This is a genomic window from Rahnella sp. RcJ3, assembly GCF_009498575.1.
Taxonomy (GTDB): Bacteria; Pseudomonadota; Gammaproteobacteria; order Enterobacterales; family Enterobacteriaceae; genus Rahnella; species Rahnella aceris.
Map to the genome: position 1 here is coordinate 274 of NZ_QSNX01000032.1, position 15,397 is coordinate 15,670.

The 15,397-nt window shown below is 44.4% G+C and carries 15 protein-coding genes and 2 pseudogenes; 7 read left to right on the plus strand and 10 right to left on the minus strand.

The annotated features are described in order from the left end of the window. Nucleotides 1–434 precede the first annotated feature (434 nt). Nucleotides 435–862 (plus strand): annotated as a pseudogene (locus DXU84_RS23660) (GNAT family N-acetyltransferase). Between the two features lie 91 nt (nt 863–953). Here the strand turns inward: DXU84_RS23660 and DXU84_RS23665 are convergent. Further along, on the minus strand, nt 954–2,003 hold the full coding sequence (locus DXU84_RS23665) for a tyrosine-type recombinase/integrase (protein WP_153376766.1): 1,050 nt from the start codon (nt 2,001–2,003) through the stop codon (nt 954–956). A 401-nt stretch (nt 2,004–2,404) separates the two neighbouring features. Further along, on the minus strand, nt 2,405–2,722 hold the full coding sequence (locus DXU84_RS23670; protein ID WP_037035654.1) for a putative quinol monooxygenase: 318 nt from the start codon (nt 2,720–2,722) through the stop codon (nt 2,405–2,407). Nucleotides 2,723–2,924: 202 nt separating this feature from the next. Here DXU84_RS23670 and DXU84_RS23675 point away from each other — a divergent pair, with 202 nt between their 5' ends. Next, nucleotides 2,925–3,152: a type II toxin-antitoxin system Phd/YefM family antitoxin gene (locus tag DXU84_RS23675; protein ID WP_228389050.1), complete on the plus strand. Its 228-nt coding sequence runs from the start codon at nt 2,925–2,927 to the stop codon at nt 3,150–3,152. After that, nucleotides 3,149–3,520, plus strand: a complete 372-nt coding sequence (locus DXU84_RS23680) for a type II toxin-antitoxin system death-on-curing family toxin (protein WP_037035658.1) — start codon at nt 3,149–3,151, stop codon at nt 3,518–3,520. Before DXU84_RS23675 ends, DXU84_RS23680 begins: the two co-directional genes overlap by 4 nt. A 119-nt stretch (nt 3,521–3,639) precedes the next feature. On the opposite strand, the pseudogene DXU84_RS23685 reads toward DXU84_RS23680, so the two are convergent. Beyond that, nucleotides 3,640–3,732: pseudogene (locus tag DXU84_RS23685) on the minus strand (IS3 family transposase); the annotation flags it as partial. Nucleotides 3,733–4,173: 441 nt separating this feature from the next. Here DXU84_RS23685 and DXU84_RS23690 point away from each other — a divergent pair. Together DXU84_RS23690 and DXU84_RS23695 are read left to right on the plus strand one after the other, a co-directional pair. Next, the gene (locus DXU84_RS23690; protein WP_153376746.1) at nt 4,174–4,464 is read left to right on the plus strand and encodes a hypothetical protein; all 291 of its coding nucleotides are present in this window, start codon (nt 4,174–4,176) and stop codon (nt 4,462–4,464) included. After that, entirely contained in the window at nt 4,454–5,353 is a 900-nt protein-coding gene (locus DXU84_RS23695; protein WP_153376747.1) for a TIR domain-containing protein, read from the plus strand. The genes DXU84_RS23690 and DXU84_RS23695 overlap by 11 nt, the downstream gene beginning before the upstream one ends. A 52-nt stretch (nt 5,354–5,405) precedes the next feature. Here the strand turns inward: DXU84_RS23695 and DXU84_RS23700 are convergent, their stop codons facing one another. The 4 genes from DXU84_RS23700 to DXU84_RS23715 form a co-directional block, all read right to left on the minus strand. After that, nucleotides 5,406–7,631, minus strand: a complete 2,226-nt coding sequence (locus tag DXU84_RS23700; protein ID WP_153376748.1) for a P-loop NTPase fold protein — start codon at nt 7,629–7,631, stop codon at nt 5,406–5,408. A gap of 1 nt (nt 7,632) precedes the next feature. Next, on the minus strand, nt 7,633–8,727 hold the full coding sequence (locus tag DXU84_RS23705; protein ID WP_228389051.1) for a transcriptional regulator: 1,095 nt from the start codon (nt 8,725–8,727) through the stop codon (nt 7,633–7,635). 157 nt (nt 8,728–8,884) lie between these two features. Next, entirely contained in the window at nt 8,885–9,766 is an 882-nt protein-coding gene (locus tag DXU84_RS23710; protein WP_153376749.1) for a radical SAM protein, read from the minus strand. A gap of 599 nt (nt 9,767–10,365) precedes the next feature. Continuing rightward, complete coding sequence (locus tag DXU84_RS23715) at nt 10,366–11,256, minus strand: LysR family transcriptional regulator (protein WP_194286530.1); 891 nt, start codon at nt 11,254–11,256, stop codon at nt 10,366–10,368. A 101-nt stretch (nt 11,257–11,357) separates the two neighbouring features. Between DXU84_RS23715 and DXU84_RS23720 the strand changes: the two genes are divergently transcribed. Together DXU84_RS23720 and DXU84_RS23725 are read left to right on the plus strand one after the other, a co-directional pair. Continuing rightward, complete coding sequence (locus DXU84_RS23720) at nt 11,358–11,981, plus strand: NADPH-dependent F420 reductase (protein ID WP_153376750.1); 624 nt, start codon at nt 11,358–11,360, stop codon at nt 11,979–11,981. A 71-nt stretch (nt 11,982–12,052) separates the two neighbouring features. Continuing rightward, complete coding sequence (locus DXU84_RS23725; RefSeq protein ID WP_194286531.1) at nt 12,053–13,021, plus strand: esterase family protein; 969 nt, start codon at nt 12,053–12,055, stop codon at nt 13,019–13,021. 199 nt (nt 13,022–13,220) lie between these two features. Here the strand turns inward: DXU84_RS23725 and DXU84_RS23730 are convergent, their stop codons facing one another. From DXU84_RS23730 to DXU84_RS23740, 3 genes are all read right to left on the minus strand, one after another. Further along, entirely contained in the window at nt 13,221–14,120 is a 900-nt protein-coding gene (locus DXU84_RS23730) for a helix-turn-helix domain-containing protein (RefSeq protein ID WP_194286532.1), read from the minus strand. 176 nt (nt 14,121–14,296) lie between these two features. After that, complete coding sequence (grxB, locus tag DXU84_RS23735) at nt 14,297–14,944, minus strand: glutaredoxin 2 (RefSeq protein ID WP_153376753.1); 648 nt, start codon at nt 14,942–14,944, stop codon at nt 14,297–14,299. 40 nt (nt 14,945–14,984) lie between these two features. Beyond that, on the minus strand, nt 14,985–15,338 hold the full coding sequence (locus tag DXU84_RS23740; RefSeq protein WP_153376754.1) for a putative quinol monooxygenase: 354 nt from the start codon (nt 15,336–15,338) through the stop codon (nt 14,985–14,987). Between the last annotated feature and the right edge of the window lie 59 nt (nt 15,339–15,397).

Sequence of the window (15,397 nt, forward strand, 5' to 3'; positions counted from 1 at the left end):
GTACATTCTGATTGACGTTAGCGTCAAGAACATCTTTATTTCATCACTGCCAGTCATGAAACACGTACAGTTTTCAGGTTTTTGCTTCCGACCCCCTCCTTTCTGCGTGACCCGATCCCCGCGTCCAAGTACTCTCTCTTTTCACGGATTGGGGTTTCTCCGCAGACTGCCCAATTACCCACAGACTTATCCCCCGTTTTTGTGGATAAGACTACATTTAGCATTTTTATTTCAATAAAACACCAGATGTTGCGGTTTTGCCCGTTTGCCGTGGAGAAATTATCTGTATACGCCAAAGGTAGGGTTTTTCCCGCCTGCTTTGGTATAATTACAGGTGTATCAGGGGCTTGCATACTGTCTGATACGGTAAAGCGGCGGGAACGGGGGCGTTGCCGACCGTTTTACCTTCCCCCGCACGTTGGGCTTTTCCCCGTATATCCGAAAACTCCCCAAAACGACCGATCACCAAATGGTTAAAACGGCGCGCTCTGACAAACCACTTAAACGGTGCAAGTCGCACTTTTGTTGTCACGGCTCACGATAAAAGTGTTTTTGGTTATTATGCACTCGCTGCCGGTGCTGTGTCGCACAGGGAAGCACCAGGGTATGTTCGGCGTAATATGCTGATCCTATTCCGGTCATAGTATTGGGAAGACTGGCGGTCGACCTTCGCACTCAAGGAGTAAAGTTAGGTTCATCATTGCTACAGGATGCCGTTCTTCGAGTTCGCTCAATTGCTGAAAACACAGGGGTCAGAGCATTGCTCGTACATGCACTTCATGAACCGGCTAAACAATTTTATGAACACTACGGTTTTACATCATCGCCAATTAATCCGATGACATTAATGCTACGCCTTTAGCGTTTCCAAAGACCATGAAGCACAGCATGTGATGAAATCGAAAAACACTAAACATGAAGTAATACTTCATAATGATGAAGTATGATTTATGTTATTTTGTATTATTATGATCTAGAGTGCTTTTTTCCATAATATCGGTCATCGCACCTTCATGCGCCTGAAGATTACGGATATAACGCATTAATGTTTCAGGTTTTTTCCAGGTTCCTTCCTGCATAATCTGAGCGACAGCATAGCCACGTCCCGCCATATCCTGTGCAGCGCCTACGCGGGCACTGTGACCAGTCCAGGCCGTATAGCGCCCTTTGTTTGGAATGATAGGTTCACCTGCTCCAATCGTAAGCCAGGCCTGTGCGAAAATTGATTCAATCGCAGGCGTGCTCAGCGGACGGGTGACTGAAAGAGTTGCACTCCCAGAGCGGTGCACCGGACAAAAGAGGAAGGCGTCAGGTTCAGCATTTATACCAGACACCGACATCCACTCAGTTAGCCGGCGGGAGGACTGCGAACTTAGGGACTTGATCAGGCCACCAGTTTGAACAATAGTTTTGGTGTAACTCACATTAAGGATGATCCTGCCATCTGTTGCCCGGGAGATATCACGAACACGGAGACGGGCTAATTCACTGATACGCAGCAGCGTGCTGTAAGCCACATGCAGAAATGCCAAATCACGTTTATGGCGAAGCGATATCGAGTCAGACCAGAGCGCATCAAGCTCAAGCAGATCTTCAAGACGAAAGGGTACGGCCTGGCCAGTACGTTCACCCGTGACAACTGCAACACGATTTATTTTCTTCACTGCGCGGAAAACCAGCGGTGAAGTATTAGGGGGGATTAGGCCAGCGTTACGGTGTAACATTGAAATCAATGATCCATGCGTCGCAATCGTTGAAGAAGCGCGACCGCTCTCTTGAAGCCAGTTCAGATAATCGCGAAGGTCGGCCGGAAGCATGGGCAAAAACGAGCGGCTATTTTCAATCGACCATCTGTGGCAGATCCGCATAACACTCATCAGTTGTCGCCAGGTATTGGGTGAAAACGCCTCTTTGTCTTGAACAAATTCCTTAAGCCTCGCCAGAACATCCTCTTCAGCCTGGATAGCAGGTAGTGTCTGGTTGATTGGTGACAATTTGCCCATATATAGCTTAAAAAGCGAACTCCCGGTCACTGACAACGCTACGTCGATTCTGAGAAAGATGCAGGGGATTTCCCTTGCAGATTTCACGTAGCAAAACCTGCAAGGTCATCTGCGAAAAATTACCTGCTCCTATAACTACTGGATAGATTATCAGCTACTATAGCGAATAGCTAACTTTATATAAATCCCATTATATGAAGTTACGCAGTTCTGTTGAAGACTGCGTTGGGTTCTTGTACAGGGGATGAGAATTAGAGGTTGGTGAAAGAAATATTGGATATACACCAAAGGAACAAAAGACTTGGTGAATTAACTGCAGGGTTTAAACACTGAATGATGCATTCTGAATAAATGAGATTTGCGAAAGGGTTATTTCGATTCCCTCCCGCGATGCATGATTATTATAGCTTAGTCAGACGCTGAACGTTAATGGTTTCCAATTTACCGCTCAAGATATCGAGAAAATCATCGTGGTAGGACATTGCTACGTGTTTTTTCAGATCTTCTTCAGTCTTCCAGCGTTCAATAAAGACGAATGACACTTTACCTGTATTTTCGAGGTTACGCACATCGGGTACAGCATGGCTTTCATGCAGATCATATTGCAGGCATCCTTCTTCAAGATGAGTTGGAGAAACCATTGCCAGTGCGGCATCTCTTATAGTTTCGATAAATTCAGGTAAAGGGGTCAGTGTTGCAACAATTTTCACTTCGCTCATAGGGGTCCTTTAGTTGTCAGTTATTTATTCTGGATTTATATAATCCAGGTACGAATTATTCAGGGTAGTTGTGAATTGGTCATTATGCCAACCAATATTAGATCTAGCGTGTTATCCAATAGCCCCAGTGGAAGTGTTGAAAAAAAGACTGATGGAGTGTACATTATGCAGTACATCTGGGTTGTACACTTCAATGAGGCATATGACTATGCAAGCTATAAATTTTACGACTGCCCGTAATGAACTGGCTTCAGTTCTTGATAGCGTTTCTAGCGGTGAGCCTATAATTATCACACGCCGATCGGCAAAGCCCGTTGTTGTTATTGATGCTGAGCAATATGAAAAAATGCTGAAAATTCAGGCTGAATCGGATTTCGATTGGTTGTTTAGTGAACATGGCAAGACGCTTGAGGCTCTTAAAAACCGATGATTTATTTTCTTTCAAGCAAAGACATCATTGGCATTCATGACCGAATGATTTCTGCTTACGGAGGCCTTTCCGGCTATGCTGACCCTGGTCGGATAGAAAGTATGGCAACACGAATTCTGAACCGCCACATGTATGAAGGCGAGGATGATATATACGTTCTAGCTGCTGCATATCTTCTTGCTATAGCGCGGGGGCATTGTTTCAATGATGCAAATAAGAGAACCGCATTTGCCTCATCTGCTTTATTCCTGCGCCGTAATGGCATTCTTGTCCGGTTTTCTCCAAGTCATGAAGAGTTGACTGTCTCAGCCGCACAGGGGAACCTGGATGTGTGGAATATCGCTGAAGTCCTAAAACAGTCAACCTGAAAAAATAGTATTCTCGTTTCATCCCGTACTATTTAACATAAATAGCATTATGCGCATTAAATTCGGGTGGCAATTATGTTAAATACTAGTCTGGAGATGCAGATGTTTTGTTGGACTGGTTATATTGTGATCCCCAGATGCTGCCGGTACTTCACCGGACTCATCACACCTAATGAAATTTTAATTCGCTTTTCGTTATACCAACGTATGTATCTGCCTCAGAAGAAAATAAATTCTTCCAGCGATAAGAATGATTAACGGGTTACCTGGAGACAGCGATCTAGGGAACAGAAGTTAATTTTTTCTTCAGTCTGTAGTAAGTGGCCCAGGATTTGTGAATCGCCACAGCTGCAATTGCCATCTTTTAATTTGGCATGAATCGCCACGGATAATCTAGACACTTAGATGCAGCACATTATGAGAAAAATAGTTGATAATGGGGATAATTATTGCGATTAAATCAATAATTCTAAAATTAAAAACATATTTTTTTAATTTTTTATCTGCAATAGTACATTTTTCACCCCAAAGATCCGAAAATCCCAAGATCAGATCTTAATGAAATTGTGTAGATTTTGACGTATATACACTGCCCTTGTTCCTTAACGTGGTATGTATATTCCCGATGATACCTCACTGGTACGGGAGTTGTTATGGGCGTAAAAATTTCAGGTATAGACAAACTTCAGAAGCAGTTAAAGGAAGTTGAGGATGCGGCTGAAGCTTTGAATGGCAGCTATGATGTCCGCTTCGACGCTAACGATCCTGTCAGCATCGAAACAGCAATTCAGGAAGCCTGTAGCATAGTAGAGGAACGCGCTTCGCGCTACGTAAACAATCCGATGGTTAGTCCATTGATTGAGAGCATGAAAGAAAATCTTCGCCAGCAAATTCTGGATAGTGCCGAACAACAAAGACGGGAGAACGGGCACGATGACGATTGATATCTTTCAGTTACTGAAAAATTGTGTATTCGATTTACAGCGTGCTGACGTTCAGAATTACCAGCAGCCGCTGAAACAGCTGGCCCGTCTGTTGAAATCTGATGCATTACAGGAGGTAAATAAACGTCTTACACAAAATACTGACCTTGACGCTTTTATTGCCAAAAGTAATGAAAGTGAATCCAGCATGGCTGGCTCCGCAGTTCTGCAGTGGCCGGAAGAACTGGGCGATATTTTGGGCCTGAAGCTTCTGCTGATCGAGAAAATGGCAGCCGATAATAATTTTGCCATCAATTTTTGCCACACGTTTTTCTACGACCGCAAGATTATTGAGTCAGTCCGTAAATTTACCTCATCATTACTTGCCACATTCGTCCGTGATTACCAGCAGTATGTTGAAAATGAATCCGATCCTACGCCTGTAGTGTTGCGTTCAGTCTCGCGTAAAATTTTCATTGTTCATGGCCATGATAATGATGCCCTTCAGTCTGTTGCACGTTTCATATCCCGGATAGGTCTTGAGGAGATCATCCTTTCTGAACGTCCTGATGGCTCAAGGACAGTTATCGAGAAATTTGAATCGGAGTCTGGAGATGTCAGTTTTGCGATTGTGCTGATGACACCCGATGATGCAGGTAATGCGGTGGCATCTGAAAGTACAAGACTCCGAGCACGCCAGAACGTCCTGTATGAGTTGGGATATTTCGCCGGAAAGCTCGGCCGCGGAAAGGTGCTGGTACTCAAGAAGGGCAACATTGAAATCCCTTCCGATCTAGCCGGAGTGCTGTATACCGAGCTTGATGAAAACGGGGGCTGGAAGCGAAAACTGTTGAGCGAATTGGCGTATGCCGAGGTCCCGTTTGATAAAGAAAAAGCTCTTAGCGCTTGATTTAGCTTTACGTCCTAAGATGAAAGGCTGCTTAGCGGCCTTTCATACTTGGTCAATCGTCATTATCCATAGCGCTTTTGAGTTCCTGCATTTCCGGCGTCAGCTCGTTCCCGGAAATTTTAGCCCTAACTTTTTGTTCTACAGACAGCCAGTCATCAAAGAACGGGCTTACTTGCTCGCGGTTAATCTGGAGATATGCCCCTCGGTCAGAACTGAAAACTGTGGTTCTTAATCGCATTAACAGGTCGAAAAGTCCCTGTTCACTGGAAGAAACCTCCCGAACCCACTCCTTCACCGTTTCCATCGCACTCATTTCTTTCCACGCGTACAGGTACCTCAAAAGTGACTGGTGCGAGAGCAACTGGCTACGCATTTCTTGCTGATTCATCCGGTCTGCAAATCTGTCACGCAACTGTTCCGTGTTCTCACGGCTCAGTAGTCTCTCTGAAAGAGGGGATACGGCATTCTGTGCAAGACCGTGTTCCCAGATAAGTTCCCGCATAAAATCAGCTATCCAGAATGGTGAAACGCCATTGGTAACGAGCGTATCCAGTAGTGCAATCGTTCTCACTTCATCAATATCCAGCATATGCTTCAGCAGGTGCCTGACAACTTGATTAATTCCCGTTTCCCGCAGGGAAAACCATGTGTTACGAGTCCGGAAACGTGCACTGACAGTATCAGTATAATTGAAGAAAAAACAAACTAGGCCAGCACATTCGTCAAAATGTCTATCCTGGATTAAGCTGGCTGTCAGTCTACTAAGAATATGCTCGAACCAGGTGCCGGTCATGATCCCTTTACTGTTGATTTGTGACAGCATATCTTCAGAAAGCTGCTGCTGCTTTTCCGGTATGCCAGCCAGCATAAAAAGCTGGTCAAAAAACTCCGGCGGTAGCACATTCTGAGGCGAAGAAAAGGCAAAATAATATCGCCAGTGTGTCAGGCTGCTAAGCCGTTTACCAGTCGTCTTGATATGACTGAAATCTTCACTTACGCGTTCGAAGAGACTCAGGTCTTTATCATCATGTCCACTGATACCTGGGATCCACTTCGCGAGTGTAGTGAATGAGCTTGCCTTAGATGCCCTGAACATTTTCGTCAGGGTAATAAGCTCCTGCTGGAAAACTTCTTTTTCTCCTTCGGCTAACCCCCCCTGTCCAGTTTCAACGACCGCCCGTTCAGTCAGGTAATGCTCTGTCCAGTCATAGAGACCCGGGTTCGTGATCCGGATAAGCTGAAGCAGGCATAAATCCGGAAAATAGACAAAATCCCGCATGCCTGGATAAAGAAAAATGAGGGTATTAATGGCCTGATGGATCTCCCGTGGTGTCGAAAGTGCAGCACCATAGGTATCAGTAACTGCGGCGAGAGCCGTTGCCATTTCCGAATCTGGCGGTTGATTATTAATTTGCTGATACAGAGTCTCAGCCCGTTCGCGGAATTCATGTCGTAAATCAAAAGATTCAGGACGAGGTATCTTGAAACTGAACTGAATGATCTTCTGAAGATAACGGTTACCATCCCCAACATTCAGCGCATGCTCTACGGCATGAGTGATGATGTGTCTGTCGTAGCAGAGAATATGGGTAAAGCGTGGGAGATCGACTACAGCGCGCACCAGCCTGAACACTTCAGCCACCTGTGAAGGTTCGAGACGATCCAGGTCATCCATTACGACGATAAATTTCAGATCCAGACCGACCAGTTGTCTAGCTATGTCTTCCCGAAGTTTAGTGGTGGTTTTCTGATCCAACGACAGACGACTCTCTGAAAACACTTTAAGCCCACCTGCGAACCAGTTAACGAGACGGGAAAACTGCCCGATATACTCAACCAGCGGGAGTACGCGGGATGAGGTATTCTGTGCATACTCAATCACTTTCTGGGCTTCTGGTGACAGCAAATGTTTACGCCACAGTTTTTTGAGACCTGTCGGAGGATGCCTTTTTTCAGTTTCTTGCTGGATAATCGTTGCAACCGGAAGAAGCAACGCTGCAACCGGGCTGCTGCCGCTCAGCCAGGGCGAAATATGAAGGATATGCGTGTGGCCATCTTTTTTCTGGTTAAGGCTTTTCAGTATCAGGTTCAGGAGGCTTGTTTTACCCGATCCCCATGCCCCTTCGATGCCGATCACATTTGATGCCTCCTGTGGGAGGGAAAGAATGGAGCGAGAAATATTGTCGGCAATGTTTTTAAACCCGTAGCGGTCATCAGGGGCGCTTTCAACTGCTGCATCCAGCCCCTTCGGATTCCAGAGTTGTCTTAATAAAGGCATATCATAAATCTCCGTACAGCGTGCGTAAGGCGTCCACGACGCAGGCCAGGGCGCCCGTCTCCACCCGCGCCGTCAGTTCCCGGACCAGCTCACCGAACGCTTCGGCCGGCACAAACACCCGCAGCGCATCAAACCCCAGGATCACGTCCTGGTGCGCCGCCCTAGGCAGGCCCAAGGTGATATGGGGGCCTTCACTGTAACGGCGCACCGCCGCCGGCGTGGTGCGGTAAACCTTCAGCAGGCGGTAAAGCTCCGCAAACTCCCCCCAACCGAACGGCATGACAAAATTGCTGCCGGTCAGGACCAGAAACAGCCGCGGGACCTCATCGCCGGTGGCGGCGGGCAATTCGCCGCGCTGGCCCTTGATGCGGATGTCAAAGCGCAGCTCGCCGGCGGTGACGGTTTCGTTCATCTCCCGCACCGGCGGGCGCATCTCCCGGATAAAGGTTTCGCGCTGCTCGAAGCTCCACTGTCGGGTGCGCATCAGCAGCGGGAAGATTTGCCGCAGGCGCGCTGGGGTAAAGATGCGGGCCAGCACGTCGTCAGGATAATCATCCAGCTCAAAGCAACCTGACGCCAGCGGGCGCAGCAGGTACTCCGCATAGCTCGGATCGACGGCGTGGCTCAGTTCACGCATAAACCGCTCTGACTCTTCCTGCCAGTTCTCCGTCGCAAACTCAAAGGTACGCTTAATGTAGTGGCTATCCACCGGCAGGCCCTGCCCGGCATGCCAGACTAACAGCTCAAAGTTGATGTTAAGCAGCGTTTCCAGCACCGGCCACCGGACAAATTCCTTTGCGCAGGCGTCGCGGTAGGCCTGGTGGGCCAGCTCCGTCATAAAACGCAGCTCGGCGCGGCGCAGGGCCTGGCGGCCGAAAGTTTCGCCGAGGATGACTTTGCGGTACAGCCGCTGCACCGCCTCATCCGGTCGGGTGGTCAGTTGCAGCCAGTCGTCGTCCGGTGCGTTGGTTTGCAAAGAGACGTCAAGAAAACGCTCGGCCAGTGCGTTGACCGAGGTCTTTTCCGTGACAGCCCGGTTTTTCAGCGATTCGATGAGTTTTTTGGGAAAGCGAAGGGTCAGTTGACTGAGCATCATCTTCTTCCTGTTATTGGCGTGGTTAATCTGGTTTCAAAATAATTAAACGCCTGCAGAATAACCGGTGTCAATTCGTAAATTGAATTTATGTCTTTAAATGACATGATGTCATTTAAAGACATCCTGACCAACGGGGAGCAAGTCATAACAAATGTAATTATAGGCTAACAATATTACGTCTAAATTCTTGCAACTTATTTTCAGATATACTATTAATAGCTAAATCCAGCGTATCTATTATCGATTTCTTTTCTTCAGGGATGACTCCAGCGATAGGAACTGAAATAGACACGTGTTCGGCGCGGACGATAGTGTGACAAGAAAGATTAGCAATAAAATCTCTTAGTTCCTTCAGTTTTTCAATCTCCGTGGCTTCAATGTATCGCCCTGTTTGAATTAATCTCTTCAGCCTTGAATTCGGCATGATTGTTAGAGTAGATATGTAGATCATTGTTGGCTGAATTCTGTTATAAATAGCAGCTGTATTAATTGCGTTCTTCGAACCGTAGTTATTTCCACCCAAACCATTTAGAAAATTAACAATATATTCAAATCCTGCAGAATCCATCTTTGAACATTGTTCGTAAATAAAATCAGAAGTATATCCTTTGTTCATTTTTTTTAAAACAACATCATCCCCAGACTCTACACCAAAATATGGATTGCTATACCCAACTTCTTTTAGAGATTTGAGTTGCGCTATACTTTTGTCTCCAATATTATTTATTCTGGCATACCCACCAATAGTTTCTACAGAAGGAATGTTTTGATGTATTAGATCAGCAACTTTCATCAGTTCATCATATTTTAAAACAAATGGGTCGGCGCCTTGCAAGAAAATCCGTTTATAAGGATATCCTCTTCTTTTCAGTTCTTGAATATCTTGTATTATTTCTTCCAAGGGCGAAGCTTTAAAACGACTATCATTATAGAATGTACAAAATGCACATTTATTGTGTGTACTACATCCAGATGTCACCTGAAGAAAACCGGAATTAACCTCATATGGAGGTCGATTTATATCACTTGAAAAATGCATTTTTTTCCTCAAAGATTTCGTTATATTTTTGTCAAATTTAAGTCACAATTACATCTTGCGTTCCGCTCACAATGCATAGCTTGGTCACAGAGAGAATAACTTAACATTTTAGTATAAAAAAATTATTGTGCAGGGCCATTTAATTAAATACCTATCTAATGCACAAATGAATTCTATTCTTAAATTTTAGTGAATGGTATATCCTTGTAGCTCCGAACATTTGTTCCGAAAGTTCCAAAGTAGCCACTCACACGCGCGCAACATTAAAGAAACAATATGGATTTTTATTAACATTTATACTATTTAAAAAATTGCGATTCTCAAAATACAATAACTGGTGACTTTTTCATTCCTGAGTATCATCTTACATACCATCGTCACATTTAATAGCATCTCTGGGTGAGATGCCATCAGCCAACATGTTAAATACATGTTGGCGCTTGATGATTATAAAAGAGTATTTCTGTAATAGGATGATTGTCTGTAAGTAAGTGAAAATTTGCAAAATTTTGCAGCTGATTATATCTCAGTATTAGTTATGGTACATTTGTTGGGTACAATGAATTATCTGATCATTTGTCAAATAATATACTAGGGTCCTATCTGTCAGGTCCAAATTGGTTGGTGGAAAAGTCAAGAAAGCTCCGGAGTTTTGGGGTCATTCTTCGGTCAGGAGCATAAAGGATATGCAGTGGTCGAGGCGGGATTTCATATTGCGGGAGTATTCTGACGAGTTCTCCTGACTTGATATAAGGCTCTACCAACTCTGCTGGTTGCATCACAACACCAAAACCCGCAACCGCCGTGCTCATTAGCGCGTCGCCGCTGTCCAGCATTAGTCTGCCTGAAACAGGAACTTTCACTTGCCCTGCCCTATTTTCAAAAATCCAGTGTGTGCGCAGAGAAGTGTGAGAAAAAATCAAACACTCGTGCCCAGTTAAATCTTCCGGTTGGTTCAACACTGCTGCACTGGCTAAATATTCGGGTGCGGCGGCTGCTATCAGGCGATAAGGAGCCAGCGTTCTCGCCATCAAGCCGCTGTCAGCCAGCATCCCTACACGGAAAATAGCGTCATATCCCTCATCAATCAGATCTACCATTCTGTTTGTCAGCGTCAGTTCGATGGAAACATCTGGATGTGCGCGTAAATAATGGTGCAGTTTGGGTGTAAGTGCATTTATACCGAACGTTACGGGGGCGTTAATTTTAAGATGCCCTCGAGGTTTTAAATGAACTTCCTGAGCAAAAGACTCCGCCGCGTCAACTTCAGCCAAAATATTTTTGGCACGCTCATAAAAATGCCGGCCTGTTTCAGTCAAGCTATGCTGGCGGGTGGTCCGGTTGATCAGGCGAACGCCGAGGTGTTGTTCAAGCGCGGAAACATGCTTACCAACCAGTTGTGGAGATATAGAAAGAGCTCCGGCTGCAGCAGAAAATGACCCCAGCTCAACCGCTTTCACATATGCGCCCATCATCGTGAGTCGATCCATTAGAAACAACCTGTTGTGAATGTAGAAATAATTCCCTAATTTATCTCAATATAGTGAACATATTATACTTTTTTCAAGCATTCACCTTCGAGGATACTGAAATGAAAATTGCTGTTATTGGTACGGGCAATATGGGTGCTGGCATTGCAACACTGCTGGCCGAAAAGAATGTTGATGTCGTTATAGGTCATCGTGACCCCGAAAAAGCCGCTGCACTGGCGAGTAAAATTGGAGCACGAGCACAGGGAGGCGGTATTGATGCTGCTTTTCGTCTGGCTGATATCGTATTTCTTGCATTACCTTACACGGCTGCAAAAGATGTCTTTTCTGCCGCCGGTGACATAAGCGGTAAGATCCTGATTGATATTTCTAACCCTGTCAGCGCTGATTTCAGTGAGCTTACTATTGGCCATTCTACCTCAGCCGCCGAGGAAATTCAGGCTCTTACCACCCAGGCGCACGTCGTGAAAGCTTTTAACACTATTTTTGCTCAGCTATTACCTTCAAATGCCCGCCAGACCCGCCTTCAGATACTGGTCGCCTCAGATGATGTTCAGGCTAAAAGCAGAGTTACTGCCCTAGCTGGTGTGCTCGATTTTGATGTGCTCGATGCCGGGCCACTCAAAAACAGCCGTTACCTTGAGCCTATCGGGCAGATGAATATTCAGTTCGGCTATTTCCTAAATCAGGGCCCGATTGTGGCACCTGCATGGATTAAAGCCTGATAGTTTTTCTCCGGCGTCCGATGGCGCCGGACTACTCTTCTTTTTTGCCGTGCCTTCCGGAAATATCATCAATGAAAAACAAAACTCCCGAGAGTAAAAAGGATGCTTTTTATGTTCCCTCTGGCATCACCAGCACTGTGATTCCTAATTTTGTGTCCCCGCACACAATACCGGAAAAAGATCGTGAGGCTTATCGGATAGCCTTAAGCGGAAATGAGCCTTATCGGTTGGGGGCAGAATCGATGAAACATCATGATGTTCCTACGGGCAAACTGACACAGCATCACCATGTAAGCGAGCAGGTCTACCCCGGTGTAGGTCGCGATTACTGGCTTTATGTACCCGAACAATATTCCGCTTCACAAGCGACTAACTTACTCATTTTTCAAGACGGCGGATTTTATCTCGGTCCTGAAATGAAGGCAAATCTGGTATTAGATAACCTCATCCACCAGCAAGATATTCCCGCAACTATTGCGTTGTTTATTCAGCCTGGAGATAAAGGACCTGGCACTCCAATCCTAGGTGGAAATGATAATCGAAGCATTGAATACGACACTGTGAATGATGTTTATCCACGCTATCTCCTCGAGGAACTGCTGCCCATCATTGAGCAGCAATACAATATCACTCAAGACCCCTCACGCCGTGCTTCGGCGGGGATAAGCTCTGGCGGGATATGTGCCTTTAATCTCGCTTGGATGAAGCCAGAATACTTCGGAGGAGTGATCAGTCATTGTGGCAGCTTTATGGACCTTCGCGGAGGACACAATTACCCTCACATGGTACGTAAAGCAGACACAAAAAATATCCGTGTGTTTCTACAGACAGGTAAAAATGATATCAACGGCATTTTTGGTGATATCAGGATGGCGAATCATGCAATGGCAGCGGCTTTAAAATACCGTGATTATGATTACCGTTTTGAGTTTGGCGAAGGGGGCCATACGTTAATGCACGGCGGTTCAATCTTCCCTGATACCCTAAGATGGCTTTGGCCAAAAAAAAGCATTGAGCTGTCGGATAATACCCAACATTGAACCAACGGATATAAGTCCTAAAAACGGCTAGTCGAGCACATTTACCCCACTGCCCATTCAGTCTCGCCGTTCTTCACAGAAAGTTACATGGCTAATCCTTGCCAGATAGTTGCATTTCATTAACGGTGAGGATCTTTCGCTAAGGCTTTCTGGTTTCAATAACTTATTTCCTAAAAATAGGGCAACCTTAAGATTAATTTTACTTTATCGGCACCATATAATCACAATAAAAACATTCCACCTCTTCTTCACTTAAAACTGTTTTATATACTTCCACATCAAATCCCTTTCGACGGGATAAACTATTCTGATGAAGGGAAAACAAATAAATTAAAGTAACAAACTCTTTGAAATCATCAGAATTACCACTAAAAGGAAATACAGCATACTTCCCTTTCTGAATAACTACATTACTGCCAAAACCCAAGGCGGCGTTATCAGATTTCTCAACCGCTAGTGTGTACCCAACATTGTATCCCTTAGATCCCTCTGTACTTCCTGTATAATCCACCAGCCCATAAAACGGAAGCGATGTGGAAGTTAGGTGAGACATTGTATTTAATATTGATTTTTTTCTAAAACCAAATGAAAACATCTCTTCACTTTCAATGTCGCAACTAATTATCTCGGATTCTCCGCACAGAAAAATAGTATTAATTTCGATAATTTCAGGACGCGGAGCTTTGCGTTCATTAATCATGAAAGGCGCAAAAAGCCCTCGCGTTGGCAGAATCGAAGATTTCCTATAAGCTGAAGGCGTCAAACCAAAGCGCTGACCAAATATTCTCGTAAAACTTTGCTGAGAATCAAAATCATAATTTAGTGCTATTTCCAATATCGTTTTATGTGTTAATCGTAATTGTAAAGCAGCCTGAGATAAACGACGAAGGCGGCAATACTCAGCTAGGGTAACTCTAGTTCTGTCTTTAAATATTCGTTGTAGATGCCATTTGCTATAGCCCGATTTTCTGGCGATGTCATCTAACTTCAAGCTCGTTCTTAGGTTGCTTTCAATCCAGACAAGCAGCTCATTTAGAACCACTTTTTTATGTTGATGACGGTTAGAAAATCGAAAAACACTCGGCTGCTCATTAATCATTTCAGGCCTTGAAAACAATATATTATAATACAAAATGCTCTTCATAAAAATGAAGAGCATTTGAAATAATGTGAATGGTTTACCGTTCAATCGGATGAAGATAATTCCATATTGAATCACATCGATATTAACTATTATCACTCTTAGTCAGTAATGATTAATATTTACCAGACTAGTTACAGCGCAACATCATCTTCAAGTGCAACATGACTTTGCTCAGAGATTTTCTCGCGCCACATGTCAACGTTGGCTGGCCATTTTATGCCTTTAACGACAGACAGAGCGCGAATGAGAGGAAACAGCTGGATATCGCTCATTGACCACATCGACTCAGAATACTGATAAACAGATAAAATAGTGTCGAGCTCTAGCAATTTCTCATTAACTTCGGACAGATAGACTTCACTGTCTTTCAGGAGGGTGGTAAAACTCCCAAAGATCGATTCTTTTTTGGAAACAAAATAATTTCGGGCACTTTCTTTTGCAAACTCAGGATACTCAGACAAAGCCCAGCGAGGAATTGCAAGCTTAAATATTACTGAAGATGCTGAATCTATCCATACGGAAATGCCATCGCTCAACGGACGTGTCAATGATGTTTTACCGTCAATTTCATCCACGAAATTAACAATATCAAGACTCTCAGCAATATAAGAACCTTCATTGGTTTCCAGGATAGGCAACATTTTTTTGCCAATCATTTTTATTGGAGTGGTTTCATCGTCATTCGCTAAAAATACCACTTCAACATTAACATTCTTAAACCCAAAAATCATTCTTGCTCTTACGCAAAAAGGGCAATGATCGTAAACATATAACTTCATTTAATTAACCTAAGACAGGGACTTTACCCATCAAATTTTGTTATCGGGTAAATCCATCAAATGGTGTCATATACACAGCACCAAAAGGGTCCAATTTCGCCTTGATCGCAGCATCCGGCTTACCGTAAACATTTAAACCGGTAATTTTCACCAAAGATAAAAATTCTTCAGCAAATGGAGAAAATGTTTCTTCAACATGGCTTACTAGTGCTTCTGTCCGATAGCGTTCAACAATGTGCGCCGTTTTTTCATCTTCGCTGATGCTGTAAATGTAAGCTAATGTACCCGGTTCTTTATGGGTCTCGGTGACAATTTTAGCCACGAGTTGTTTAAATGCTGGTAGTTTCCCTTCATTAAAAGCTAGGGAGAAAATACTGATGATTTCATTTTCCATCATGGATACCTTAATATTTTTCAGTGAATAACGTATGAATATGCGTGAGAGCGCAGAAA

Bases quoted from the DNA above. Each gene is read 5' to 3' on its own strand.
- DXU84_RS23720 (WP_153376750.1), top strand. From the start codon at position 11,358: ATGAAAATTGCTGTTATTGGTACGGGCAATATGGGTGCTGGCATTGCA.
- DXU84_RS23725 (WP_194286531.1), top strand. From the start codon at position 12,053: ATGAAAAACAAAACTCCCGAGAGTAAAAAGGATGCTTTTTATGTTCCC.
- DXU84_RS23700 (WP_153376748.1), bottom strand. From the start codon at position 7,631: ATGCCTTTATTAAGACAACTCTGGAATCCGAAGGGGCTGGATGCAGCA.
- DXU84_RS23740 (WP_153376754.1), bottom strand. From the start codon at position 15,338: ATGGAAAATGAAATCATCAGTATTTTCTCCCTAGCTTTTAATGAAGGG.
- DXU84_RS23705 (WP_228389051.1), bottom strand. From the start codon at position 8,727: ATGATGCTCAGTCAACTGACCCTTCGCTTTCCCAAAAAACTCATCGAA.
- DXU84_RS23710 (WP_153376749.1), bottom strand. From the start codon at position 9,766: ATGCATTTTTCAAGTGATATAAATCGACCTCCATATGAGGTTAATTCC.
- DXU84_RS23690 (WP_153376746.1), top strand. From the start codon at position 4,174: ATGGGCGTAAAAATTTCAGGTATAGACAAACTTCAGAAGCAGTTAAAG.
- DXU84_RS23695 (WP_153376747.1), top strand. From the start codon at position 4,454: ATGACGATTGATATCTTTCAGTTACTGAAAAATTGTGTATTCGATTTA.
- grxB (WP_153376753.1), bottom strand. From the start codon at position 14,944: ATGAAGTTATATGTTTACGATCATTGCCCTTTTTGCGTAAGAGCAAGA.
- DXU84_RS23715 (WP_194286530.1), bottom strand. From the start codon at position 11,256: ATGGATCGACTCACGATGATGGGCGCATATGTGAAAGCGGTTGAGCTG.
- DXU84_RS23670 (WP_037035654.1), bottom strand. From the start codon at position 2,722: ATGAGCGAAGTGAAAATTGTTGCAACACTGACCCCTTTACCTGAATTT.
- DXU84_RS23675 (WP_228389050.1), top strand. From the start codon at position 2,925: ATGACTATGCAAGCTATAAATTTTACGACTGCCCGTAATGAACTGGCT.
- DXU84_RS23680 (WP_037035658.1), top strand. From the start codon at position 3,149: ATGATTTATTTTCTTTCAAGCAAAGACATCATTGGCATTCATGACCGA.
- DXU84_RS23665 (WP_153376766.1), bottom strand. From the start codon at position 2,003: ATGGGCAAATTGTCACCAATCAACCAGACACTACCTGCTATCCAGGCT.
- DXU84_RS23730 (WP_194286532.1), bottom strand. From the start codon at position 14,120: ATGATTAATGAGCAGCCGAGTGTTTTTCGATTTTCTAACCGTCATCAA.